Consider the following 23,438-nt stretch of genomic DNA (forward strand, 5'->3'; position numbering starts at 1 on the left):
TCAGCCGTCCTTGCGGATCCAGCGGAACGTGATGCGAGAGGCCACCAGCCCGGCGACGAGCCAGATGAGCAGCACGACCGCGATCCATCCCAGCTGCCAGCTGCCGCTCGGCTCCTGCGAGGCGAAGTCGGCGGGCAGGAAGACGCTGCGCATCCCCTCGGCGATCCACTTCAGCGGGAAGATGCTCGCGATCGTCTGCAGCCAGGAGGGCAGCACGTCGAACGGGATGTAGACCCCGGAGATGAATTGGAGGATGAGCACGATCGGGATGATGACGGCGGTGGCGCTCCTCCCGCTGCGGGGCACAGCCGACAGCGCGATGCCGAGCACAGCGGAGGTCGTGATGCTGAGCAGGTAGATCCAGGCGAAGCGGAGCCAGAGGTCCGGCTCCGTCGGCAGTTCGACGCCGAAGGCGAGCCACGCGACGACGAGCAGCAGGCCGATCTGGAGGATGCTGGTCGCCAGCACCTGCCCCATCTTGCCGATGAAGTAGGACATGACCGGCAGCGGCGTTCCGCCGAGCCGTTTGAGGGTCCCGTCGCTCTTCTCGCCGGCGATGTCGACCGCGAGGTTCTGCACCCCGGAGAGCAGGATGCCCGCGGCGATCATCGCCGGGAGGTAGTACGCCGCCCGGCTGATGCCTCCCGTGCCGTCGGGCGCGGCCCCGACGTTCCCCAGCCCTTGGAACGCCACCGAGAAGATCCCGAGCATGACCACCGGGAAGAGGAAGGTGAAGAAGATGGTGTCGCTCTGGCGGAAGTAGAGCATCGTCTCGTAGCGGACCCGTTCGAGCCCCAGCACAGCTGCACTCACGAGGCCACCTCCTCGCGGTGGACGAGCTCCAGGTAGATGTCCTCCAGGCTGGGCCTGACCACCTCCAGCTCCGGTGGTTCGCCGCCGCTGTCGGCGGTGAGCCGTGCGACCAGCGCCGCGGGCGTCTCGGTGCGCTCCGAGCGGAGGGACCCCGACGCGTCGCGCCAGCGGACGATCGGCACACGCGCCTCCTGGCCGCCGAGTTCACCGATCGCCCCGATGTCGACCAGCCGCCCGCGGGCGATGACGGCCGCCCGATCGCTGAGCTGTGCCGCCTCGTCGAGGTAGTGCGTGGTGAGAAGGATCGTGGTGCCCTCCCTCTTGAGGGAGCGGATCAGGTCCCAGAACCGTCGCCGGGCCTCGGGGTCGAAGCCGGTGGTGGGCTCGTCCAGGAAGAGGAGCTCGGGTCGGCCGATCACGCCGAGGGCGACGTCGAGCCGTCGCCGCTGGCCACCCGACAGACTGCGCACCCGGGCTTTCGCCTTCTCCGTGAGCCCGACCGCGGCGATCACCTCGTCGACGTCCCGCGGGGCCGGGTAGAAGCGCGAGAAGTGGGTGAGCTGCTCCCTCACCGACGCGTTGCCCGCCTCGGCGCTGGTCTGGAGCACGATCCCCAGGCGCGCCTTCCACCGTGTCCCCGCTTTGCCGGGATCAGCCCCGAGCACCGACACCTCGCCGCCTGAACGGTCGCGATACCCCTCGAGGATCTCGATGGTGGTGCTCTTGCCCGCGCCGTTGGGTCCGAGCAGGGCGAACGTCTCGCCTGCTGCGACGTCGAAGTCGATGCCGCGCACGGCGTCGAAGGTCCCGTAGGACTTGCGGAGGGCCCGGATGGAGATCGCGTTCGCAGACGGCATGGTCTTCATTATGCGGACGCGACCGTGGTGCGGACACGCAGTGGCCGCAATACAAGACGGGCCTCCGCATCTCCAGCGGACCACGGCGAGCGCCCCGAGGGTCACCCCCTCACGGCGCCACCGCGGCCCGCCGCCCGGGCCGGCCGCTGCTAGCTCGCCGCGGACTCCCGCTTCGGGAGCTTCCAGCCCGGCCGCACGAAGTGGCAGGTGTAGCCCCACGGGATGCGCTCCAGGTAGTCCTGGTGCTCGGGCTCCGCCTCCCAGAACGGGCCCGCCTGGCTGACCTCGGTGACGACCTTGCCCGGCCAGAGACCGGACGCGTCCACGTCGGCGATGGTGTCCTCGGCGATGCGGCGCTGCTCGTCGTCCTCGTAGAAGATCGCGGAACGGTAGCTGGTGCCGACGTCGTTGCCCTGCCGGTTCTTGGTCGACGGGTCGTGGATCTGGAAGAAGAACTCCAGCAGGTCGCGGTAGCTCGTGCGCTCGGGGTCGTACTCGATCTCGATCGCCTCGGCGTGCGTCCCGTGGTTGCGGTAGGTGGCCTTCGCGACGTCGCCGCCGGTGTAGCCGACGCGCGTGCCGGTCACGCCCGGCAGCTTGCGGATGAGGTCCTGCATGCCCCAGAAGCAGCCTCCGGCGAGGATGGCCTTCTCTGTCATTGTCGTGCTCCTTACTTGTCGAAGATCGAGCGGTACTGGCCGTATCCGGCCTCGTCCAGCTCTGCGAGCGGGACGAAGCGGAGGGCCGCCGAGTTGATGCAGTAGCGCAGCCCGCCGGCCTCGGCGGGACCGTCGTCGAACAGGTGACCCAGGTGGCTGTCGCCGTGAGCGGACCGCACCTCGGTGCGCACCATCCCGTACGTGCGGTCGACCTTCTCGACGATGTTGCCCGGCTCCACCGGCACGGTGAAGCTCGGCCAGCCGGACCGGCTGTCGTACTTGTTCACGGATGCGAAGAGCGGCTCCCCCGACACGATGTCGACGTACAGTCCCTCGTCGTGGTTGTCCCAGAACCTGTTGCGGAACGCGGGCTCCGTTGCAGCCTCCTGCGTCACCGCGTACTGCTGCGGCGAGAGCCGGGAGACAGCCTCCGGGTCCTTGCGGTAGTCGAGTGTCACGTTTCCTCCTCGTGCGGCGCGCTGGCTGCGACGCCGTCAGTGGATGAAACACGGCGGAGCACCCAGTTGGTCCCTCCGTTCCTGTGAGTTCGCCGAGTGCGCAAGGACGCGATCCACCGCGTCGATCACCGCCTGCCAGTCGTCCGTCACCTGGCCGGCGGAGACCCGCAGTCGCGGCGACCCGCGAGCCGCAAGCCGGGCATCCCGCACCCGGTCCCGTTCGAAGGCCTCCCGGTCGCGGTGGAACGCGAACCCGTCGATCTCCAGGAACAGCTCCCCGTCGATCCGCATGTCCACTCGGCCGACGCCGTCGACCTGCACCTGCTGCTCGACGAGATGACCGCGCGCCTGCAGTCGCTGCCGCACGATCGACTCCACGCCGGAGTCCGATCCCGGTCGTGCCAGCATCCACCTCCGTCGCGCGTTGACCGGCTGCCCGGCCAGGATCGCGCGCAGCTGCCGGAGGGTCACGAGGCCCGCGGTCAGCGCCGTGTCGAAGACCGCGACCGCGGTCTCCTCGTCGGCGCACCGCGCCACCGACCGCAGGCAGTCGGCGACCGTCACCCTCCAGACCTCCGCCGAGTGCTCGGTCGGCAGCCAGTGGCGCACGTGCGGGCCCTCTACCGGGCCGGCCCTGGCATGCCCACCGAACCGAAGGTGCAGCCGGGGGTCCGATCCCGCCCACAAGCCGTACGTCCGCGCGGCCGACACGCAGGAGAGACGCCCGCGCGCAAGCACGGCGGCGACCGCAGCGGGCGGCGCATCCGGCAGCGCATAGACGCCCCGCCGCAGACGGCGCAGCGCCCCCGCGCGGACGGCGGCGGTCAGGTCTTCGGACGTGGCGCCCGTGGCGCGCAGCTGGAGGGTGGAGGCGATTCCGCCGAGACGGTGCAGGGTTCGTTCGTCGATCATGGCTCCAGCATCCCGGCGAGCGGGAGACCCACTCGTCCCGATCCCGGGATCTGTGGAAAGCCCGCGACGCACTCCGCCTGTGTACACCAGCGCTCGAACGTTCGAATCTCCGTCTGGGCCGCCTGACGTCGGAGATTCGAACGAACCGCGGCCGAATCCCCGACCGAAGCGGCACGGGTAGACGCCCGACGCCCGAAGGCCGTAGCCTGGCGCCGTTCCGAGAGCCCGCACCCGTTCACAGCACCGAGCGAAAGAGCAGGAACACCATGGCTTTGCCCACGATCGTCCTCGTCCACGGAGCCTGGGCCGACGCGTCCAGCTGGAATCCGGTCATCACCGACCTGCGCGACCGCGGGTTCACCGTGCTCGCCCCGCCGAACCTGCTGCGCGGCGCCGCCGGCGACGGAGCCTACGTGGCCTCCTTCGTCGCCCAGCGCACCGAGGGCCCCGTCGTGCTCGTCGGCCACTCCTATGGCGGGGCCGTCATCAGCGCCGCCGGGCTGAACGGCGGCGACGTGCGCGCCCTGGTCTACATCGACGCCTTCCTGCCCGACGAGGGCGAGACGGTGTTCGGCCTGCTCGGCGGCTCGGGCTCCGCGCTCGACGTGCCCGACCCGACCACGGTGCTCGACATCGTCGGCTTCCCCGGCGCCGAGGAGGGCAACGCCGACGCCTACCTCAAGCCGTCGACGGTGCACCAATTCTTCGCGCAGGATCTCGAGGAGGAGGCGCGCGACCAGATCGCGGCGGGCCAGCGGCCGATCTCGCTCGCGGCCAACACCGCCCCGGCAGGCGCACCCGCCTGGCGGAGCCTGCCGGTCTGGGCGGTCGTCGGCACGGAGGACCGGGTCATCCCGCCCGCCCTGCAGCGCCGGATGGCCGAGCGGGCCGACGCGACCATCGTCGAGACGCCCTCCAGTCACGTCTCGATGCTGTCGGCGCCGGATGTGGCGGTCGGGATGATCGTCGCCGCGGCCGAGTCCTTGACCTAAGCGGGCACACCAGCGCTCGAACGTTCGAATCTCCGTCAGGGCCGCCTGACGTCGGAGATTCGAACGAACCGCGGCCGAATCTCCGACGCAAGCCACTAGGACGTCGGCCGGGCCTCGTGCCCCGGCTCGCCGTGCGTCCGCCGCTGCTCCTTGAGCTCCGCCTCGTAGAGGTGGCGGCGGCCGCCGGCCAGCCGGTCGCGGGCCTCGCGCTCCAGCTCCGTGAACAGCGCGTAGTAGCCGTCGTCGAAGTCCTCCACGATCTGGAACGTCCAGCGCCCCTCGATCACGTTCCGGCCGACCAGCTCCCGCTCGATCCGGTCCGCCAGCTCGGCGTGCCCGGCGTCGCGCAGCTTCCCGGCCGCCTCCCCCAGCGTGAAGTCCGCCTTGCCGGTCAGCCGGTGGAACCCGTACAGCAGGCCGCGGGCGTGCTCCATCACCTCGAGCGCCTCGGAGAGGCTGCCGAGCGCCTCCACCGTGGCGTCATCCATGCCGTCGGGTCGGGTGTGGGCGTCGTCGGAGCGGTCGGTCATCGGATCTCCTTCTGGTCGGGGTCGGGGTCGGCGGCACGCGACGCGGGGTCGTCCGGGTCGACCGCGACGGGGTGGCCGTCCACATCCCGGATGACGGGGACGGCGTCGGTGAACTGCTGCGCGCGCTGCTCGTTCTCCGGTGTCCCGCTGAACAGGCGGCCCTCCTCCTCGGTGCGGGCGCGCGGCGGGCGCTCCGTCTGCTCCGGCTCCTCGACGAGCTCCACGCGCTGGCGCGGCAGCGACACGGGAGAGTAGCGCTGCATCCAGTCGATCAGGCGCTCCCGCACCAGGCAGCGGAGGTCGAACAGGGTCGGCGCGTCCTTCGCCGTGACGAGCACACGCACCCGCACCCAGCCGCCGACCGCGTCGGTGACCTGCAGGATCCCGGTGCGGTGGTCCCACAGGTCGGTGGTGGCGAGGATGCGGTTGAGTTCGGCGCGCATCCCGCCGGTGGAGACGCGCCAGTCGAGGTCGAACTCGACGGAGCCGAGCAGCTCGCTGTGCTGGCGGGTCCAGTTCTCGAACGGTTTCGTGGTGAAGTACGTCGACGGCAGCACCAGCCGCCGGTCGTCCCACACGTGCACCACGACGTAGGTGAGCGTGATCTCCTCGATGGTGCCCCACTGCTGCTCCACGACGACGACGTCGTCGATCCGGATGGCGTCCGAGAACGCGAGCTGGATGCCGGCGAACAGGTTGGCGAGGCTCGACTGGGCCGCGACACCGGCGATGATGCCGATGATCCCGGCGGAGGCGAGCAGGCTGGCGCCCGCGGCCTGCAGCGCCGGGAAGGTGAGCAGGATGGCGCCGAGCCCGATCACGACGGCGGCCACGACCGTGAGCCGCCTCAGGATGAGCACCTGCGTGCGCACGCGCCGCGCGTACCGGTTGTCGGGCACGTCCAAGCGGTAGCGGGCGAGCCCCAGGTCCTCCACGAAGATCAGGAAGGCCGCCGCGAACCACACCCCGGTGGCGATCGACAGGATGAGGAACGTGTGGTGGAGGCCCGACCGCCAGGCGGCCGTGACGTCCGGCGGCAGCGCGAGTGTCACGGCGATCCACAGCACGATGACGAGCAGGAACAGCCGGAAAGGGACGCGGACGTGCCGGATCAGCAACTCCGGCCACTGCCGGCGCCGCCCGATCAGCCGCAGGATCAGGGCGAGGACGGCGGTGACGACGACCGCGACGACGACGGCGAGAAGGCAGGCCAGCGCGAGGCCGGGCCAGCTGCGCAGGGGGAACACGGGTGAAGGATCTCCTCGGAGGGTCGGAACTCGGCACGCAGTGTACGCCGCCCGCGCGCGCGGCCCGCCGGGTCCGGGCGCTCGCGGGAGCCGGTGGACCGGACTAGCCTGGCCCTTCGGGCGGTGTCCGGCGGACCCGCGACCACGACGTGAAGGAGCGGGAATGGCAGCGACACGGACACTCTTCATCGGCGGGACGGGCGTGATCAGCTCCGCCTGCGTCGCGGAGGCGCTGGGGCAGGGGCACGAGGTCACGGTGGTCAACCGCGGCAACAGCTCCACCCGGCCGCTGCCCGACGGCGTGGAGGTGCTGCACGCCGACATCCGCGACCCGGAGAGCGTCCACCGTGTGCTCGGGGAGCGCAGCTTCGACGTGGCCGCCGAGTTCCTCGCCTTCACGCCGGAGCACGTCCGCACCGACTTCGAGCTGTTCGAGGGCCGGGTCGGCCAGTACGTCTTCATCAGCTCCGCTTCGGCGTACCAGAAGCCGCCGTCGCGTGTGCCGGTGACCGAGTCCACCCCGCTGCGCAACCCGTTCTGGCAGTACTCGCGCGACAAGATCGCGTGCGAGGACGTGCTCGTCGAGGCGTACCGCGACCGCGGCTTCCCCGTCACCATCGTGCGTCCGTCGCACACCTACGACCGCACCCTGATCCCGACCTCCGGCCACTGGACCGACCTCGAGCGGATGCGCCGCGGCGCACCGGTGGTCGTGCACGGCGACGGCACGAGCCGCTGGACGATCACCCACAACACGGACTTCGCGGTCGCCTTCACCGGGCTGCTCGGCCGGCCGGAGGCGGTCGGGGACAGTTTCCACATCACGGGCGACGAGGCCCCGACCTGGGACGAGATCTACTGCTACCTCGCGGAGGCCCTCGGCGTCGAGGCCGACCTCGTGCACGTGGCGAGCGAGTCGATCGCCAAAGCGATCCCGGACCTCGGACCCGGCCTCATCGGCGACAAGGCGCACTCGATGCACTTCGACAACAGCAAGGTCAAGGCGCTCGTGCCCGGCTTCAGCGCGCGCGTGCCGTTCGCCCGCGGCGCCGGCGAGATCGTGGAGTGGTACCTGGCCGACGCCGACCGGCAGCGCGTCGACCCCGACCTGGATGCGGCGTTCGACCGGCTCGTGGAGCACGCCCGCGCGTTCGGCTGAGCCGAGCCGCTCTCCCGGCTCCGGCCGGTGCAGGAGACGGAGGACCCGTGCCCACTGGCGGCCCGGATGTCCTCCGTTTCCTGCTTTTCGGGCGACATCGACCGCGAGTTCCTCCCTGTTCGACGCAGCGGCCGAAACAGGGTCTTTACTATAAAGAAACTTTCCTGATACATTTCCGGACGAGGATCGTTCCAACGAAGGGATGAGGATGGCCGGACCCGTTCGCGGCACCCCCGGGTGGCTGCGCGAGACCAACGACCGCACCGCGCTGTCGCTGCTGCTGGAGCACGGCGTGCTCACCCGCAACCGCATCGGCGAGCTGTCCGGGCTCTCCAAGCCGACCGCCGCCCAGATGGTGGCGCGGCTTGAGACGGCCGGCCTCATCCACGCCGTCGGCGAGGTCTCCGGCGGCCGCGGCCCCAACGCCGCCAGCTACGCCGTACGCACCGACCGGATGCTCGGCGTCGCGATCGACATCGACGCCGAAGCACTGCGCTCGACGGTCGTCGACGCCTCCGGCGAGGAGCGCCCGATCGCCGTGACCCCGCTCGCCGGCCGCTCCCCCGAGGACGACGTCCGCGCGGCGGTGGACGCCGCGTGCGCCGCCGCCGGAGCCGACGCCGACCGGGTCGGCGCCGTGTGCGTCGGCGTGCAGGGCGCGCTCGACCCGCGCACCGACGAGCTGACCTACATCGAGACGCTGCCCGGCTGGCCCAAGCAGGGCATCCGGCGACGGCTGGAGGACGCGCTCGGGCTCGCAGTCCGCATCGACAACGACGTGAACCTCGCGGCGCTCGCCGAGCGCACGGATGGCGCCGGCCGCGACACCGGCGGGTTCGCCCTGCTCTGGATGGGCGACGGCCTCGGCCTGTCGGTCGACCAGGGCGGAACGGTCCACCGGGGCGCGTCGGGCGGCGCGGGCGAGATCGGCTACCTGCCCATCCCGCACTCGGCGGCCGAGCTGGATGCGGACGCGCGAGACCTGCAGGACCTGATCGGCGGCCCCGCGGTCACCGCCCTCGCGGCCGCCCACGGGCTCGGCGCCGACCTCACGGGCGACACCGACGCGCGGGACGCGTTCCTCCTCGAGCTCGCCCGCCGCGTCGCCGTCGGCGTCGTGCCGGTGCTCGCCCTCCTCGACCCCGAGCTCGTCGTACTGGGAGGACCGACCGGCTTCGCCGGCGGCCCCCGCCTCGCCGAGCTCGTCACCCGAGAACTCCGCCCCGCCTGGGGCGAGCGGAGCGTCGTCGCCACCGGCGTCGCCGCCCACCCCGTGCTCCGTGGAGCACGGGAGCACCTCGTCGGCGAGGTGCGCGATGCGCTCTTCGCCGAAGTGTCGCGGATCGCACCGTAGCGCCCGCGACCGCACCGCACCATCCATCCCACCCGCATTCACACCACAGGCACCACCGACAGTGAGGGAGCCACAGTGAAACACCGTCATCTCATCGCCGCCGCCGCGATCACCGCGGCCGCAGCGCTCGCCCTCTCCGGCTGCTCCGGCGGCTCCGGAGGCGGCAGCTTCAGCGACACCGCGCCCAGCGACCTCAGCGGCACGGTCTCGTTCTGGCACTTCTTCTCCGACCGGGAGGCGAAGGTGATCCAATCGGTCGTCGACGACTTCGAGAAGAAGTACCCGAAGATCAAGGTCGACGTCCACTCCGGCCAGGACGACGAGAAGCTGCAGAAGGCCATCGCGACCGGCAGCAAGGTCGACGTCGGTCTCTCCTACTCCACCGACATCGTCGGCAACTTCTGCTCCAACGGCGCGTTCCGCAGCCTCAACAAGGTGATCGAGCGCGACAAGGTCGATATGGGCCAGTTCTCCGACACGGTGAAGTCGTACACCGAGTACAAGGGCACCCGCTGCGCGATGCCGATGCTCGCCGACGTCTACGGCCTCTACTACAACAAGGACCTGCTGCAGGCCGCCGGGTACACCGCGCCGCCGAAGACGCTGACCGAGCTGGAGTCGATGGCCGAGAAGCTGACCACCTTCAACGGGGACGGCTCGATCAAGACCCTCGGCTTCAACCCGACCATGGGCTGGTACGAGAACTCCGCGGCCCACTACGGGCCGGCCGCCGGCGCCGAGTGGCTGAAGAGCGACGGAAAGAGCGCCGTCGGGTCGAGCGACGGCTGGAAGCAGCTGATGACGTGGCAGAAGGGCTTCGTCGACAAGATCGGCTGGGACAAGCTGAACGCCTTCACCTCCGGCCTCGGCCAGGAGTTCTCGGCCGACAACGCGTTCCAGACCGGCCAGGTGGCGATGAACCTCGACGGCGAGTACCGCACGGCGTTCATCGACGACCAGGCGAAGAAGCTGAACTACGGCACCGCGCCGTTCCCGACCGCCGACGACCACACTGAGCTGTACGGCGGCGGTTACATCACCGGGAACATCATCGGCATCTCGAAGGGGTCGACGCATCCCGAGCTCGCCTGGGCGCTGCTGAAGTACCTCACGACCGACACGGACGCCGTGGTGAAGCTCGCCAACGGCCTGAAGAACGTGCCGACGACGAAGGACGCGCTCGCCTCGCCGAAGCTGGAGGTCTCGGAGCAGTTCAAGACGTTCCTCGACATCTCGTCGGACAAGAACGTGCAGACGACCCCCGCGAGCCCGCTCGGCGCCGGGTACCAGCAGACCTTCGAGGACTACTGGAACAAGTACCAGAGCCAGGGCGGCGACCTCGACGCGGGCCTGAAGTCGGTCGACAAGCAGATCGACGACGCGCTCGCGCTGAGCACCGGGCCGTGAGCCGACCGAGATGACCGCCACCATCGACCGTGCGGGGCGGGTCGCCGCCCGCCCCGCACGCTCCGGCGCCCGGCGTCGGCGCTCGCTCGTCACCCTCGCGCTTCTCGCACCGGCGCTGCTCGGGCTGCTGATCTTCTTCGTCTACCCGCTCATCGCGTCCCTCTACTACTCGTTCACGCGGTTCGACCTGGTGTCGCCGCCGCAGTGGATCGGCCTGCGCAACTACGAGTACCTGTTCACGCAGGACCCGAACGTCTGGCTGGCCACGCTGAACACGTTGTGGTTCGTGGTGATCTGGGTCCCGGTCAAGACGGCGTTCGCGCTGCTGATCGCCGGGCTCCTCGCCCGGGCGCGCCGCGCGTCCGGCATCTGGAGGACGATCTTCTACCTGCCGGCCCTCGTGCCGCCGGTGGCGAGCGTCGTGGCGTTCGTGTTCCTGTTCAACCCGGGCACGGGACCGGTGAACCAGGTGCTCGCCTGGTTCGGGATCAAGGGGCCGCTCTGGTTCAACGACCCCGCCTGGTCGAAGCCGTCGCTGGTGCTGCTCGGCATCTGGGTCATGGGCGACATCATGATCATCTTCCTGGCCGCTCTCCTCGACGTGCCGCGGGAGCAGTACGAGGCGGCGTCCCTGGATGGGGCGAACGGCGTCCAGAAGGTCCGCTACGTGACCATGCCCTCCATCGCGCCGGTGCTGCTGTTCGCCGTCGTCACCGGCGTCATCGCGGCGATCCAGTACTTCACGGAGGCGGCCGTCGCGTCGTCCGTGGCGTCGGGCAAGGCGGTCGTCGGCCAGGGCATCAGCACCAACCTCGGCTACCCGGACGGCTCCCTGCTCACCTACACGCAGTGGCTGTACGTGCGCGGCTTCGGCACCTACCAGCTGGGCTACGCCTCGGCGCTCGCGGTGCTGCTGTTCGTCGTCGCGGCCGTCATCCTCGTCCTGCTGCTGCGCCGCTTCAAGGCGTTCACCCCGGAAGGCGCCCAATGACCTCCGCCACCCTCTCCCCCGACACGGCGACGCCCTCCCGGCCACCCGCGCCCCGCCGCATCCCGACGCCGCGCTCGGCCCGGGCACGGCGCATCCTCGCCTGGATCGCCGAGCACGCGGTGCTCGTCGTGCTCGCCGTGCTGTTCATCGCGCCCGTGGTCTTCGTCTTCCTCACCTCGCTCATGTCGAGCGAGCAGACGCTGACCGCGTCGCTGTGGCCGCAGCCGTTCCAGTGGGACAACTACGTGAAGGTGTTCACGACCGTCCCGCTGGCGCAGTGGTTCGCCAACTCGGCGCTGTACGCGGTGCTGGCGACGGCGTTCATGCTCATCTCCAGCGTCCCGGCGGCGTACGCGCTCGCGAAGATCCGCTTCCGCGGCTCCGGCGTGCTGTTCACGGTCATCATCATCGCGATGCTGCTGCCGCCGCAGGTGACCGCCATCCCGATCTACGTCATGTGGTCGCAGCTGGGGCTGACCGGGACGCTGTGGCCGCTGATCCTGCCGAACCTGCTCGGGGACGCGTTCTCGATCTTCCTGCTGCGGCAGTTCTTCCTCACCATCCCCAGCGAGTACTCCGACGCGGCGCGCATCGACGGCAACGGGGAGTTCGGCGTGCTGTGGCGGGTGGTCATCCCGATGGCGAAGCCCGGCATCGCGGCCACCGCGATCTTCCTGTTCTTCGCCTCCTGGAACGACTACTACGGCCCGCTGCTGTACACCTCGGAGAACCCCGCCGCCTGGCCGGTGGCCTACGGGCTGGCGTCGTTCCGCGGCGTGCACGGCACCGACTGGGGACTCACCATGGCCATGACGATGCTGGTGACCGTGCCCGTCGTCCTCATCTTCTTCTTCGCCCAACGCGTCTTCGTGGAGGGCATCACACTCACCGGCGTGAAGGGATAACACGTGAAACTGACGGTCGTCGGAGGCGGCTCCACCTACACCCCCGAGCTCATCGACGGGTTCGCGCGGCTGCGGGCCGTGCTGCCGATCGAGGAGCTGTGGCTGGTCGACCCCGACCCGGAGCGGCTCCGGCTGGTCGGCGGGATGAGCCAGCGGATGTTCCGCGCCGCAGGGCATCCCGGCCGCATCGTCCCGACCTCCGACCTCGTCGCGGGGGTCGCGGACGCGGACGTCGTGCTGCTGCAGCTGCGCATCGGCGGCCAGGCGGCCCGGCACGGCGACGAGACGTGGCCGCACGAGTGCGGCTGCATCGGCCAGGAGACGACGGGCCCGGGCGGCTTCGCGAAGGCGCTGCGCACGGTCCCGGTCGTGCTCCGGGTCGCCGAGGAGGTGCGCCGGCACGCGAAGCCCGGCGCGTGGATCGTCGACTTCACCAACCCGGTCGGCATCGTCACCCGCGCGCTGCTGCAGGAGGGGCACCGTGCGGTCGGACTGTGCAACGTCGCGATCGGCTTCCAGCGCCGGTTCGCGGGGCTGCTCGGCGTCGAGCCCGGCCAGGTGCGGCTCGGCCACGTCGGCCTCAACCACCTCACCTGGGAGCGCGCGGCCTTCGTCACCGACGCCTCCGGCACGCGCGACGCGCTGCCCGAGCTGCTGCACGACCGGCTGGAGCAGCTGGCCGAGGAGATCGAGCTTCCCGCCTCGCTGATCCGGCTGCTGGGGGACGTGCCCAGCTACTACCTGCGCTACTACTACGCGCACGACGAGGTGCTGCGCGAGCAGCTCGACTCCCCTACGCGTGCGGAAGCGGTGCAGCGCGTGGAGCGCGAGCTGCTGGAGCTGTACGGCGACCCGGCGGTGGACACGAAGCCGGAGCAGCTGTCGCAGCGCGGCGGCGCCTTCTACTCGGAGGCCGCCGTCGACCTGATCGCGTCGCTCACCGGAGACCGCGGCGACGTGCAGGTGGTCAACCTGCGCAACGACGGCGCGCTGCCGTTCCTACCGGACGACCACGTCATCGAGGTGCCGGCCACGGTCGACGCGCGCGGGGTGACCGCTCTGCCGGTCGACCCGCTGCCCGCGGACCACGCCGGGCTGATCGCCCACGTCGCCGGCTACGAGCGCCTGGCGCTCGAGGCCGCGGTGCACGGCGGCCGCGACCGGGTGCTGCGTGCGATGCTCGCGCATCCCCTGGTCGGGCAGTACGACAAGGCCGAGAAGCTCACCGACCTGCTGATCGCGCACAACCGGGAGCACCTGGAGTGGGCGAAGTGACGACCGCGGAGGCGCCGCTCGGCGCTCCCCTCGCGATCGCGGTCGACGGCGGCGGCTCGAAGACCGACGCCGTCGCCCTCGAGCTCGACGGGACCGTCGTGGCCGAGGCGCGCGGGACCACCTCCAGCCCGCACCTCATCGGGATGCGCGAGTCGGCCGACCTGGTGTCCGCCCTGATCGGCCGGCTGCTGGAGCAGACCGGGCCGCGCACCATCGCCGCGGTGAACCTCTACCTCTCGGGCCTCGACCTGCCGAGCGAGATCGACGCCTTCCGCGCGGCGATCGCCGGGACGCCGTGGGCCGCTGCGACGGTCGACAACGACCTCTTCGCCCTGCTCCGGGCGGGGACGGACGAGCCGGATGCGGTCGCCGTCGTCTGCGGCACCGGCATCAACGGCGTCGGCGTGCGCGCGGACGGCCGCACCATCCGCTACCCGTCGCTCGGCACCATCTCGGGCGACTGGGGCGGCGGCTGGCACCTCGGCGAGCGCGCCCTGTGGTTCGCCGCCCGCGCGGCCGACGGGCGCGGCGCCCGGACCGCGCTGGAGCAGGCGGTCCCGGCGACCTTCGGCCTGGGGAGCGTGCAGGAGGTGATCGAGGCGCTGCACTTCGGTCGCCTCCCGAATCGCGACCTCGCCCGCCTCTCGCCGACCGTGTTCGCGTGCGCGCGGGAGGGCGACGTCATCGCCGCCTCCCTCGTCGACGAGCAGGCGGAGGAGATCGCGACGCTCGCCGTGACCACGCTGCGGAGGCTCGACCTGCTCGACCGGCCCGTCCCGGTCGTGCTCGGCGGCGGCGTCATCGGCGGCCGCGACGAGCGGCTGCTCGGGACGGTGGAGCGGCTGCTCGCCGAGCGGTCTCCCCTGGCGCGGATGGAGCTCGTGACGGCCCGTCCCATCCTGGGCGCCGCGATGCTCGCGCTGGAGTCCGCCGGGGCCGGCCCGACGGCGGTCGAGAACGCCAGGAGCACTCTGGAGCAGCGACCCGCCGCGGTGGTTCAATAGGCGCACGGACCACGACCACAGCATCGAACGCGCGCGGATGGTCGAGGAGCAGCTCGCCCGCCGCGGGATCGAGGACCAGCGGGTCCTCGACGCGATGCGACGTGTGCCTCGACACTTGTTCGTGGAGGAGTCGGCCGCGCCGTACGCGTACGAGGACCACCCGATGCCGATCGGCGACGGGCAGACGATCTCGCAGCCGTACATCGTGGCGCTCATGCTGCAGGCCGCGCGGATCGGCCCGGAGGACCGCGTGCTCGACGTCGGGACCGGATCGGGCTACGCGGCGGCCGTCGCCGCGCAGCTCGGCCACCGCGTCGTGAGCGTGGAGCGGCATCCGGATCTCGCGGTCGGCGCGGCGGCGACGCTGGAGGCGCTCGGCTACCGGGTCGAGGTGGTGACCGGCGACGGGACACTGGGCTGGCCGGCCGCGGCCCCCTACGACGCGATCGTGGCGGCGGCGACCGGTCCGTCGGTGCCGCGGGCGTGGGTCGAGCAGCTGGCGGCGGGCGGGCGCATCGTCATGCCGGTCGGCCGTCCGGGCCGCGCGCAGCACCTCGCGCTGTTCGAGCGGCTGGCGGACGGCTCGCTGCGGGAGACGAGCCTCGGCTCCGTCGCGTTCGTCCCGCTCCTCGGCGCCCAGGGCTGGCCCGTCCCCTAGACCGTCTCTCCCTCTCCGGCCCGCCGCTGAGGTGCTCGCAGATGCGCGTTTTCCGCGCGAGGTGCTGCATGCGCGAGCACCTCACGGGGAGGGGGAAGCGTCAGGCGGGGACGCGGGCGGCGAGTGCGGCGAGCGCGCCGAGGAGGGCGGAGAGCTGGCCTGCGGGGGCCGCGACGTCCTCCGGGTGCCACTGCACGGCGAGCACGGGGGCCTCCGCGTGCTCGATCGCCTCGACGTGGCCGTCGTGCGACCGGGCGCTGACGACGAGGCCGGCGCCGAGGGCGTCGACGGCCTGGTGGTGGGCGCTGCGCACCGGCACCGGGCCGGACCCGAGCAGCTCGGCGACGCGGCTCCCCGCCTCCGGCAGCACCGTGTGCGTGGTGAGCACCTGCGGGATGGGCACCCCGCGGTTGACATGGACGCACTGCTCGCCGAGGTCCTGCACGAGGGTTCCGCCGAGGGCGACGTTGACGATCTGCAGGCCTCGGCAGATGCCGAGCAGCGGGACACGACGCTCCAGCGCGCTGTGGACGAGCGCGATCTGCGCGGCGTCGGCCTCGGGCAGGTGCCGCGACTCGTTCGCGTACCCGGTCTGCGCGCCGTAGAACGAGGGGTGGATGTCCTCCCCGCCCACGATGACGACCGCGTCGACGTCGGCGGTCGCGTCGAGCAGCGGGTCCGTCCCGGCGTCGGCGGCGAGCCGGCGGACGCTCCAGCCGTCCTCGTTCGCGGCGGCGATGACGTTGCCGACCAGCAGCTGCACGTAGTCGTGGTACGCGGGGTCGTGGCCGCGGAAGCGCGTGGCCTCGACGACGGCCAGGGTGGGCTGCAGGGACATGCGCTCCTCCTCTCGACCCGACTCCCCCATCCCACCAGTCGTCGCCAACGGCCGCATCCCACCCTGTAACAGGCCGAAACAGTGACACTGCCGGAGCACCCCAATAGACTCGGCTGGGTATCAGCCGGACCCGAGAGAGTGGGTGCATGCGCTTGCGACGTCTGCTGACCGGTGGCCTGGTGGCGCTGGGCCTCGTGGCGGGTGCCCTGTTCGCCGCGACCGCGCCCGCCGCCGCCCAGGACCCGGTCGATCTCGGCCCGAACCACGTCGTCGACGAGGCCGGGGTGCTCACCGCCGCACAGGAGGCGGAGGTCACGGCGGCCGCCAAGACGCTGTACGACCAGCACCGCATCGACCTGTACGTGGTCTACGTCGACCGGTTCACCGACCCGGCCGACGCGGCCGACTGGGCCAACGAGACGGCCGCGCGCAACGGCCTCGGCCAGCGCGACTACCTGCTCGCCGTGTCGACCGACGGCCGCACCTACTACCTCTCGGGCGACGACGAGGGGCCGGTGAGCCCGAACCAGCTCGACAGCATCGAGCAGAACGACGTCGAGCCGAAGCTCCACGCCGGCGACTGGGCGGGCGCGGGAGTCGCGGCGGCCACGGGACTCGGGGACGCGGTCGGAGGCGGCGGGGGCGCGTGGTTCTTCTGGGTGCTCATCGGCGGCGTGATCGTCGTCGGGCTGGTGGTGTTCTTCGCCGTCCGCTCGCGCAGCAGCCGCAAGAAGCAGGCCGCGGCCGGCCCGGCGACGCCGCAGAGCGAGCTGCAGAGCATCCCGCTGAAGGAGCTGGAGCGCCGCGCCGGGTCGGCCCTGGTGCAGACGGACGACGCCATCCGGACGAGCGAGGAGGAGCTCGGCTTCGCCACCGCGCAGTACGGCGCCGAGGCGGTCGTCCCCTTCCAGACCGCGCTCGACCAGGCGAAGGCGCAGCTGCGCGAGGCCTTCACCCTCAAGCAGCGGCTCGACGACGCGGAGCCCGACACCGACGAGCAGCGGCGGGAGTGGAACATCCACATCGTGCAGCTCTGCACGGCGGCGAACCAGGCGCTCGACGCCCAGGCCGACGCGTTCGATGAGCTGCGTGCGCTGGAGAAGCGCATCCCGGAGGCGAGCAGCGAGATCCAGACGCAGGCGGCCGGGCTACGGCAGCGGCTGGCGACCACGCGCTCGACGCTCGACGGGCTGGCGCAGCGCTACACGGACGCCTCGCTCGCGACCGTGCACGACAACGTCGAGCAGGCGACCGACCGGCTCGACTTCACCGACACGGCCCTCGCCGGCGCCGCGCAGAAGGCCGCGGCCGGCGACGCCGGGGCGGCGGCGATCGGGGTGCGCGCGGCCGAGGAGTCGGCCGACCAGGCCGGCCTCCTCCTCGACGCAGTCGACCGGCTCGCCTCCGACCTCGCGGCCGCGCAGCAGTCCCTCGACGCGACCCTGGCCGAGCTCCGCAGCGACCTGGCGGAGGCGAAGGCCCTCGCCGGCGCCGGCGACCCCGGCGGCAGCATCGCCGCGGCCGTCGCCGGCACGGAGCAGACGGTGCAGGATGTGGAGTCCAAGCTCGCCGCCGGTCGCGTGAACCCGTTGGAGATCGCGCAGCGACTGGATGCCGCCAACCGATCCATCGACGGCGTGCTGCAGGGCGTGCGCGACGCCCGGGCGCAGACGCAGCGCGCCCAGTCGATGCTGCAGCAGACCCTGCTCGCTGCGAAGGCGCGGGTCTCCGCCTGTGAGGACTTCATCACCGCCCGCCGCGGCGCGGTCGGCCCCGAGGCGCGGACGCGGCTCGCGGAGGCCGGGCGGCTCGTCGTCCAGGCCGAGCAGACCGCCGCGGCCGATCCCGTCTCGGCCCTCGCGCAGGCGCAGCGCGCCGCGCAGCTCGCCGACGAGGCGACGCAGCTCGCCCAGCAGGACGTCGGCGGCTTCCAGCCGCAGCAGGGCGGCCTCGGCGACATCTTCGGCGGCGGCACCTCCGGTCGCGGCGGCGGGAGCGGCGCGATGGGAGCCATCCTCGGCGGCATCCTGATCGACTCCGTGCTGCGCGGCGGCATGGGCGGAGGCGGCGGCTGGGGCGGCGGCGGGAACTGGGGCGGCAGCGGCGGTGGCGGCGGCTTCAGCGCGGGCAGCTTCGGCGGAGGCGGGACCCGCAGCCGCCGCGGCGGCGGACGGTTCTGACCCCTCACACGACCACAAGCGCCCATCGGGGGCGGGAGCGAAAGGAAGAGCACATGGCGAAGCAGTCCATCTTCGGACGGATCTCGCAGCTGTTGCGGGCGAACATCAACGCCCTGATCGACCAGGCGGAGGATCCGGAGAAGATGCTGGACCAGATGGTCCGCGACTTCACGAACAGCATCGCTGACGCCGAGAGCGCCATCGCGGAGACGATCGGCAACCTGCGCCTGCTGGAGGACGACCACCGCGAAGACGTGGAGGCCGCTGCCGAGTGGGGCGACAAGGCGCTGGCTGCGAGCCGCCAGGCCGACCAGTACCGCGCGGCCGGCAACACCGCCGACGCGGACAAGTTCGACAACCTCGCGAAGGTCGCGCTGCAGCGGCAGATCTCGTCGGAGAACGAGGCGAAGGCCGCCGAGCCGCAGATCGCCGCGCAGACCGAGGTGGTCGAGAAGCTCAAGGCGGGCCTGAACGGCATGAAGGAGCGGCTGGAGCAGCTCAAGACCAAGCGCGCCGAGCTGATCGCGCGCGCCAAGGCCGCCCAGGCGCAGTCGCAGGTGATCGACGCGGTGAAGAGCGTCGACATCATGGACCCGACCAGCGAGGTGTCCCGGTTCGAGGAGAAGATCCGCCGCGAGGAGGCCCGGGTGCGCGGCCAGCAGGAGCTCGCGGCCTCGAGCCTCGACGCCCAGTTCGAGCAGCTCGACGACCTCGGCGAGATGACCGAGGTGGAGGCGCGGCTCGCGGCCCTGAAGTCGGGCGGCGGAAGCCAGGCGGCGGTCACGTCGGGCGCCGAGGGGTGAGCGGGGCCTCCTTCCTCGTCGTCCCGCAGTGGCAGGGCTCGGGGTCGTCGCGCGCGATGCGGCTCATCGACGGAGCCGAGGCCATCCACGGCGACCTCCCCGCCGCCCGCACGCACCGCGTGCCGGTGCCGGCGGCCGCAGGCGAGTCGCTCGGGACCGGCGTGAACCGGTTCTCCTCCCTCACCGCCGTCCGCGATGCCACGGAGGCCGAGCTTGCCCTGCTCGAGGCCCCGGTCGTCACGATCGGCGGCGACTGCGGGGTGGAGCTGGCCGCCGTGCAGCACGCGCTCGCGGCGCATCCCGACCACTCGGTCGCCCTGGTCTGGTTCGACGCGCACGCAGACCTGAACACCCCCGAGTCGTCGCCCTCCGGCGCGTTCACCGGGATGGTGGTCCGGGCATTGCTCGGAGAGGCGCCGGACGGACTCGCCGCCACCGGTGCGACACGGCTGGACCCCGGTCGGATCGTGCTCGCCGGGACGCGGGAGCTCGACGACGGCGAGGCGGCGTTCATCGAGGCGTCCGGCATCCGCGTCGTCGGCGTCGCCGAGCTCGACGACCCGCAGCGGGTCGTGGAGGCCGTGGCGGCGACCGGCGCGACGGCCGTCTACGTGCACATCGACCTGGACGTGCTCGACCCGTCGGCGATCGACGGCGTCGGCTCGCCGGTCCCGTTCGGAGTGCTGCCCGAGCGCCTGACCGACGCGATCCGCGCCCTGCGCGCCCGCTTCGCGTTCGCCGGCGCCGGGGTCACCGAGTTCGCCCCCGAGTCGCCGGACGCGGCCGGGCGCGACCTCGCCGTGATCCTGCGCGTGCTCGGCGCGCTGACCGGGCCGGTCCCCGGCGCCCCCGCGACCTCCTCGGGAGGGCAGTAGCGTGGGGAGCATGAGCGAGCCCAAGATCCTCACCGAGCGGCGCGGGCACGTGCTGCTCATCGGCCTGAACCGTCCGGAGAAGCGCAACGCCGCCGACTTCGAGCTGCTCAGCGCCCTGGCCGACGCCTACGGCGAGCTGGAGCGCGACCCGGAGCTGCGCGTCGGACTCGTGCACGCGGTCGGCGAGCACTTCACCGCCGGCCTCGACCTCGCCGACCTCGGACCGCGCATCGGCCGCGACGGCCTCTCCTTCGTCGGAGAGGACGCGATCGATCCGTGGCAGGTCTCCGGCCGGCAGCTGACCAAGCCGGTGGTGATCGCCGTCCAGGGCACCTGCCTCACCCTCGGCATCGAGCTGATCCTCGCCTCCGACGTCGCCGTCGCCGCACGGGGCACGCGGTTCGGCCAGATCGAGGTGACGCGCGGCATACTCCCCTTCGGCGGTGCGACGCTGCGCTTCCCGCGGGCGGTGGGATGGGGGAACGCGATGCGCTACATCCTCACCGGCGACATGTTCGACGCCGCCGAGGCGCATCGCATGGGCCTGGTGCAGGAGGTCGTCGAGGACGGCGCGCAGTTCGACCGTGCGCTGGAGCTCGCCGAGCGGATCGCCGCGCAGGCGCCGCTCGCCGTGCAGGCGGCGCTCGCCAACGCCAAGCGGGCGGTGCGCGACGGCGACGCCGCCGCGGAGGCGGAGCTGCAGCCGGCGCTGGTCCGGCTGGTCGGCACCGAAGACGCGAGGATCGGGATGGAGGCGTTCCTCACCCGCACCGAGGCGCGCTTCGTGGGCCGCTGAGCCATCCGATCCACCGGCCGGGCACGAACTGAGACAGAGGACGAGGGAGAAGGCATGAGCGAGACCAGGGACTACGACGTCATCGTCATCGGCGCGGGCGCTGTGGGCGAGAACGTCGCCGACCGGGCCGTCCAGGGCGGCATGAAGACGGTGATCGTCGAGGCCGAGCTGGTCGGCGGCGAGTGCTCCTATTGGGCGTGCATGCCCTCCAAGACGCTGCTCAGGAGCGGCGCCCTGCTCCGGGCCGCTCAGCGGGTCGGCGGCACGCGCGAGGCCGTGACCGGCCCGCTCGATGTGGCCGCCGTGCTCAAGCGCCGCGACGACATGACGAGCAACTGGAACGACGACGGCCAGGTCGAGTGGCTGACCGGCGCCGGCATCGACCTGGTGCGCGGCTGGGGCGTCGTCACCGCGCCGCGGGAGGTGACGGTGACCGCGGAGGACGGCACGGTCACCGTGCTGCGCGCGAAGCACGCGGTCGCGGTGGCGACCGGGTCCGCGGCACTGATGCCCGACATCCCGGGCCTGCGGGAGAGCGAGCCGTGGTCGAGCCGCGAGGCGACGAGCGTGCAGAGCGTGCCGGTGTCGCTGGCGATCCTCGGCGGCGGTGTCGTCGCGACCGAGATGGCGACCGCGTACGCGGGGTTCGGCACCGACGTGCACCTGATCGCGCGCAGCGGGCTGCTCGGCGGCCAGGAGCCGTTCGCCGGCGAGAAGGTGACGGAGTCGCTGAAGAAGCTGGGCGCGACCCTCCACCTCGACGTGCAGCCCGAGCGGGTGGAGCGGACGGAGGCCGGCGGCTTCCGCATCCACCTCGACGACGGCACCGTGGTGGAGGCCGACGAGTTCCTCGTCGCGACCGGCCGCCTCCCGCGCACCTCCGGCCTCGGACTCGACGCCTTCGGGCTGGAGGACGGCGCCTGGCTGAACGTGGACGACAGCATGCGCGTGCTGGGCGCCGACGGCGATCCGGTCGACGGCGGCTGGCTGTACGGGGTCGGCGACGTCAACCACCGCGCCCTGCTCACCCACCAGGGCAAGTACCAGGCGCGGGCCGCCGGGGACGCCATCGCGGCGCGCGCGCACGGCCGCGACGTCTCGCTCGCACCGTGGGGCGCCTTCGTCGCGACCGCGGACCACGAGGCGGTGCCGCAGGTGACCTTCACCGACCCGGAGGTGGCGTCGGTCGGGCTGACCGCCGAGCGCGCGGAGAAGGCCGGATACCGCATCCGTGTCGTCGACTACGAGATCGGCAGCGTCTCGGGCGCCCACGTCGTCGCCGACGGCTACGAGGGCACGGCCCGCATGGTCGTCGACGAGGACAGGAAGGTGGTGCTCGGCGTCACCTTCGTCGGGCAGGACGTCGGCGAGCTGCTGCACTCCGCCACCGTCGCCGTGGTCGGCGAGGTGCCGCTGGAGCGCCTGTGGCACGCGGTCCCGTCGTACCCGACGGTCAGCGAGGTCTGGCTGCGGCTGCTGGAGACGTACGGGCGGCCCGAGGAGTGATCCGCCGTCTCCTGTTCGATTCGCCGATCAGCCGCCTCGGCTACCTCTACGCGACCGCGGTCGGGCTGACCTGGGGCTTCCTCTGGAGCACCGGACGCGTCGAGCGCCGGGCCGGGCTGGTCGTGTTCCGCGGCATGCCGAAGGCCACGTTCGGCCGCGGCGGCTCCTGCGTCGGCGGCGTCTACCTGACCGACCACAACGTGACGGACGACGTGCTCGAGCACGAGGCCGTGCACAAGCGGCAGTGGCAGCGCTACGGGATGCTGTTCCCGCTGCTCTACTTCGTGGCGGGGCGTGACCCGCTGCGCAACCGGTTCGAGATCGAGGCGGGCCTCGAGAAGGGCGGATACCGATGACCAGGACCGTCATCGTCACGGGTGCGAGCTCCGGCATCGGCGCGGTCGCCGCGGAGCAGCTGGCTGCGGGAGGCGACGAGGTGGCGGTCGTCGGCCGCAACCCCGAGCGCACGAGGTCGGTCGCCGAGCGGATCGGCGCGACCCCGTTCCTGGCCGACTTCGAGCGGCTGGACGACGTGCGGGCGCTCGCGGAGGCCCTGCTCGACCGCTACGAGACCATCGACGTGCTCGCCAACAACGCGGGCGGGCTCTACCACGAGCACGCGCTGACGGTCGACGGGTACGAGCGCACCATCCAGTCCAACCACCTCGCGCCGTTCCTGCTGACCGCGCTGCTGCGTCCACGGCTGATCGAGTCGGCCGCCTCCGGACGCGACGTGCGCGTGGTCTCCACCGCGAGCCTCGCGAACCGGTTCGGCGACCTGCGGGTGGACGACCTCGACTGGGAGAGGCGGCCGTGGCGGGCCGGCTGGCGCGCCTACGGCACCGCCAAGCTCGCCACCATCCTGTTCGCGGTGGAGCTGGCCGAGCAGCTCACCGGGACGGGCGTGACCGCGTTCTCGTTCCATCCCGGGACAATCGCCACGAACTTCGGCAACCAGTCGCCGCTCGTGCGGTTCGGGCATCTGGTGACGCGGAGCACGTTCGGCATCCCGGTCGCCGAGGGTGCCGCTCCCCTGGTCCGGCTGGCCGGCCCGGCCGCGGTGGGCGCGCCCAGCGGCACCTATTTCGATCGGCTTCGCGCCAACGGCCGCACCCATCCCCAGGCACGCAACGCGCAGCTCGGCCGCGACCTGTGGTCGGCCAGCGTGGGGCTGGTCGGGCTGGACGTCCCCGCCTAGGTGACACGACACGCCGTGGCG

General features: G+C 72.0%; 24 protein-coding genes. 16 read left to right on the plus strand and 8 right to left on the minus strand.

Features of this window, described 5'->3' with window-relative positions; all coding sequences use genetic code 11:
* The 5 genes from HNO83_RS05455 to HNO83_RS05475 form a co-directional block, all read right to left on the minus strand.
* Complete coding sequence (locus tag HNO83_RS05455; protein ID WP_349627081.1) at nucleotides 1–813, minus strand: ABC transporter permease; 813 nt, start codon at nucleotides 811–813, stop codon at nucleotides 1–3.
* A complete protein-coding gene (locus tag HNO83_RS05460) occupies nucleotides 810–1,670 on the minus strand; it encodes an ABC transporter ATP-binding protein (protein ID WP_175336501.1) in 861 nt (286 codons plus the stop codon). The genes HNO83_RS05455 and HNO83_RS05460 overlap by 4 nt, the downstream gene beginning before the upstream one ends.
* A 149-nt stretch (nucleotides 1,671–1,819) precedes the next feature.
* Entirely contained in the window at nucleotides 1,820–2,329 is a 510-nt protein-coding gene (gene msrA, locus HNO83_RS05465) for a peptide-methionine (S)-S-oxide reductase MsrA (RefSeq protein WP_175336502.1), read from the minus strand.
* Between the two features lie 11 nt (nucleotides 2,330–2,340).
* Nucleotides 2,341–2,787, minus strand: coding sequence for a peptide-methionine (R)-S-oxide reductase MsrB (gene msrB, locus HNO83_RS05470; RefSeq protein WP_175336503.1), 447 nt, complete (start codon nucleotides 2,785–2,787; stop codon nucleotides 2,341–2,343).
* A gap of 36 nt (nucleotides 2,788–2,823) precedes the next feature.
* Nucleotides 2,824–3,699 (minus strand): endonuclease domain-containing protein, encoded by an 876-nt coding sequence (locus HNO83_RS05475; protein ID WP_175336504.1) that lies wholly within the window; start codon nucleotides 3,697–3,699, stop codon nucleotides 2,824–2,826.
* Nucleotides 3,700–3,965: 266 nt separating this feature from the next.
* Between HNO83_RS05475 and HNO83_RS05480 the strand changes: the two genes are divergently transcribed.
* Nucleotides 3,966–4,691, plus strand: a complete 726-nt coding sequence (locus HNO83_RS05480; protein WP_175336505.1) for an alpha/beta fold hydrolase — start codon at nucleotides 3,966–3,968, stop codon at nucleotides 4,689–4,691.
* 95 nt (nucleotides 4,692–4,786) lie between these two features.
* Here HNO83_RS05480 and HNO83_RS05485 read toward each other — a convergent pair whose 3' ends face one another.
* Nucleotides 4,787–5,221: a hypothetical protein gene (locus HNO83_RS05485; RefSeq protein ID WP_175336506.1), complete on the minus strand. Its 435-nt coding sequence runs from the start codon at nucleotides 5,219–5,221 to the stop codon at nucleotides 4,787–4,789.
* Nucleotides 5,218–6,468 (minus strand): mechanosensitive ion channel family protein, encoded by a 1,251-nt coding sequence (locus HNO83_RS05490; protein WP_349627082.1) that lies wholly within the window; start codon nucleotides 6,466–6,468, stop codon nucleotides 5,218–5,220. Before HNO83_RS05490 ends, HNO83_RS05485 begins: the two co-directional genes overlap by 4 nt.
* Before the next feature lie 163 nt (nucleotides 6,469–6,631).
* Here HNO83_RS05490 and HNO83_RS05495 point away from each other — a divergent pair, with 163 nt between their 5' ends.
* The 8 genes from HNO83_RS05495 to HNO83_RS05530 all read left to right on the plus strand — a co-directional run bounded on the left by HNO83_RS05495 (nucleotide 6,632) and on the right by HNO83_RS05530 (nucleotide 15,221).
* Entirely contained in the window at nucleotides 6,632–7,627 is a 996-nt protein-coding gene (locus HNO83_RS05495) for an SDR family oxidoreductase (protein ID WP_175336507.1), read from the plus strand.
* Between the two features lie 208 nt (nucleotides 7,628–7,835).
* Nucleotides 7,836–8,981, plus strand: a complete 1,146-nt coding sequence (locus HNO83_RS05500; RefSeq protein ID WP_175336508.1) for an ROK family transcriptional regulator — start codon at nucleotides 7,836–7,838, stop codon at nucleotides 8,979–8,981.
* 75 nt (nucleotides 8,982–9,056) lie between these two features.
* On the plus strand, nucleotides 9,057–10,388 hold the full coding sequence (locus HNO83_RS05505; protein WP_175336509.1) for an ABC transporter substrate-binding protein: 1,332 nt from the start codon (nucleotides 9,057–9,059) through the stop codon (nucleotides 10,386–10,388).
* A 10-nt stretch (nucleotides 10,389–10,398) separates the two neighbouring features.
* Nucleotides 10,399–11,379 (plus strand): carbohydrate ABC transporter permease, encoded by a 981-nt coding sequence (locus HNO83_RS05510; RefSeq protein ID WP_175336510.1) that lies wholly within the window; start codon nucleotides 10,399–10,401, stop codon nucleotides 11,377–11,379.
* Nucleotides 11,376–12,284: a carbohydrate ABC transporter permease gene (locus tag HNO83_RS05515; RefSeq protein WP_175336511.1), complete on the plus strand. Its 909-nt coding sequence runs from the start codon at nucleotides 11,376–11,378 to the stop codon at nucleotides 12,282–12,284. The genes HNO83_RS05510 and HNO83_RS05515 overlap by 4 nt, the downstream gene beginning before the upstream one ends.
* A gap of 3 nt (nucleotides 12,285–12,287) precedes the next feature.
* A complete protein-coding gene (locus HNO83_RS05520) occupies nucleotides 12,288–13,559 on the plus strand; it encodes a 6-phospho-beta-glucosidase (protein WP_175336512.1) in 1,272 nt (423 codons plus the stop codon).
* Nucleotides 13,556–14,563, plus strand: coding sequence for an N-acetylglucosamine kinase (locus HNO83_RS05525; protein WP_175336513.1), 1,008 nt, complete (start codon nucleotides 13,556–13,558; stop codon nucleotides 14,561–14,563). The genes HNO83_RS05520 and HNO83_RS05525 overlap by 4 nt, the downstream gene beginning before the upstream one ends.
* A 22-nt stretch (nucleotides 14,564–14,585) precedes the next feature.
* On the plus strand, nucleotides 14,586–15,221 hold the full coding sequence (locus tag HNO83_RS05530) for a protein-L-isoaspartate(D-aspartate) O-methyltransferase (RefSeq protein WP_349627096.1): 636 nt from the start codon (nucleotides 14,586–14,588) through the stop codon (nucleotides 15,219–15,221).
* 100 nt (nucleotides 15,222–15,321) lie between these two features.
* On the opposite strand, the gene HNO83_RS05535 is transcribed toward HNO83_RS05530, so the two are convergent.
* Nucleotides 15,322–16,059, minus strand: coding sequence for a gamma-glutamyl-gamma-aminobutyrate hydrolase family protein (locus HNO83_RS05535; RefSeq protein WP_175336515.1), 738 nt, complete (start codon nucleotides 16,057–16,059; stop codon nucleotides 15,322–15,324).
* A 146-nt stretch (nucleotides 16,060–16,205) separates the two neighbouring features.
* Here HNO83_RS05535 and HNO83_RS20545 point away from each other — a divergent pair, with 146 nt between their 5' ends.
* Genes HNO83_RS20545 through HNO83_RS05570 form a run of 7 tightly spaced genes read left to right on the plus strand, consistent with a single transcriptional unit; the run spans nucleotide 16,206 to nucleotide 23,417 of the window.
* Nucleotides 16,206–18,239: a TPM domain-containing protein gene (locus tag HNO83_RS20545; RefSeq protein ID WP_175336516.1), complete on the plus strand. Its 2,034-nt coding sequence runs from the start codon at nucleotides 16,206–16,208 to the stop codon at nucleotides 18,237–18,239.
* 53 nt (nucleotides 18,240–18,292) lie between these two features.
* Nucleotides 18,293–19,042 (plus strand): PspA/IM30 family protein, encoded by a 750-nt coding sequence (locus tag HNO83_RS05545; RefSeq protein ID WP_175336517.1) that lies wholly within the window; start codon nucleotides 18,293–18,295, stop codon nucleotides 19,040–19,042.
* Nucleotides 19,039–19,917 (plus strand): arginase family protein, encoded by an 879-nt coding sequence (locus HNO83_RS05550; RefSeq protein ID WP_349627083.1) that lies wholly within the window; start codon nucleotides 19,039–19,041, stop codon nucleotides 19,915–19,917. The genes HNO83_RS05545 and HNO83_RS05550 overlap by 4 nt, the downstream gene beginning before the upstream one ends.
* Nucleotides 19,918–19,927: 10 nt before the next feature.
* Nucleotides 19,928–20,713 (plus strand): crotonase/enoyl-CoA hydratase family protein, encoded by a 786-nt coding sequence (locus tag HNO83_RS05555; RefSeq protein ID WP_175336518.1) that lies wholly within the window; start codon nucleotides 19,928–19,930, stop codon nucleotides 20,711–20,713.
* 54 nt (nucleotides 20,714–20,767) lie between these two features.
* Nucleotides 20,768–22,219, plus strand: a complete 1,452-nt coding sequence (locus HNO83_RS05560) for a dihydrolipoyl dehydrogenase family protein (RefSeq protein ID WP_175336519.1) — start codon at nucleotides 20,768–20,770, stop codon at nucleotides 22,217–22,219.
* The gene (locus HNO83_RS05565; RefSeq protein ID WP_217498773.1) at nucleotides 22,177–22,575 is read left to right on the plus strand and encodes a Fe-S oxidoreductase; all 399 of its coding nucleotides are present in this window, start codon (nucleotides 22,177–22,179) and stop codon (nucleotides 22,573–22,575) included. The genes HNO83_RS05560 and HNO83_RS05565 overlap by 43 nt, the downstream gene beginning before the upstream one ends.
* On the plus strand, nucleotides 22,572–23,417 hold the full coding sequence (locus HNO83_RS05570) for an SDR family NAD(P)-dependent oxidoreductase (RefSeq protein WP_175336521.1): 846 nt from the start codon (nucleotides 22,572–22,574) through the stop codon (nucleotides 23,415–23,417). The genes HNO83_RS05565 and HNO83_RS05570 overlap by 4 nt, the downstream gene beginning before the upstream one ends.
* Nucleotides 23,418–23,438 lie beyond the last annotated feature (21 nt).

The sequence above is a fragment of the Leifsonia sp. C5G2 genome (assembly GCF_013359685.1).
GTDB lineage: Bacteria > Actinomycetota > Actinomycetes > Actinomycetales > Microbacteriaceae > Leifsonia.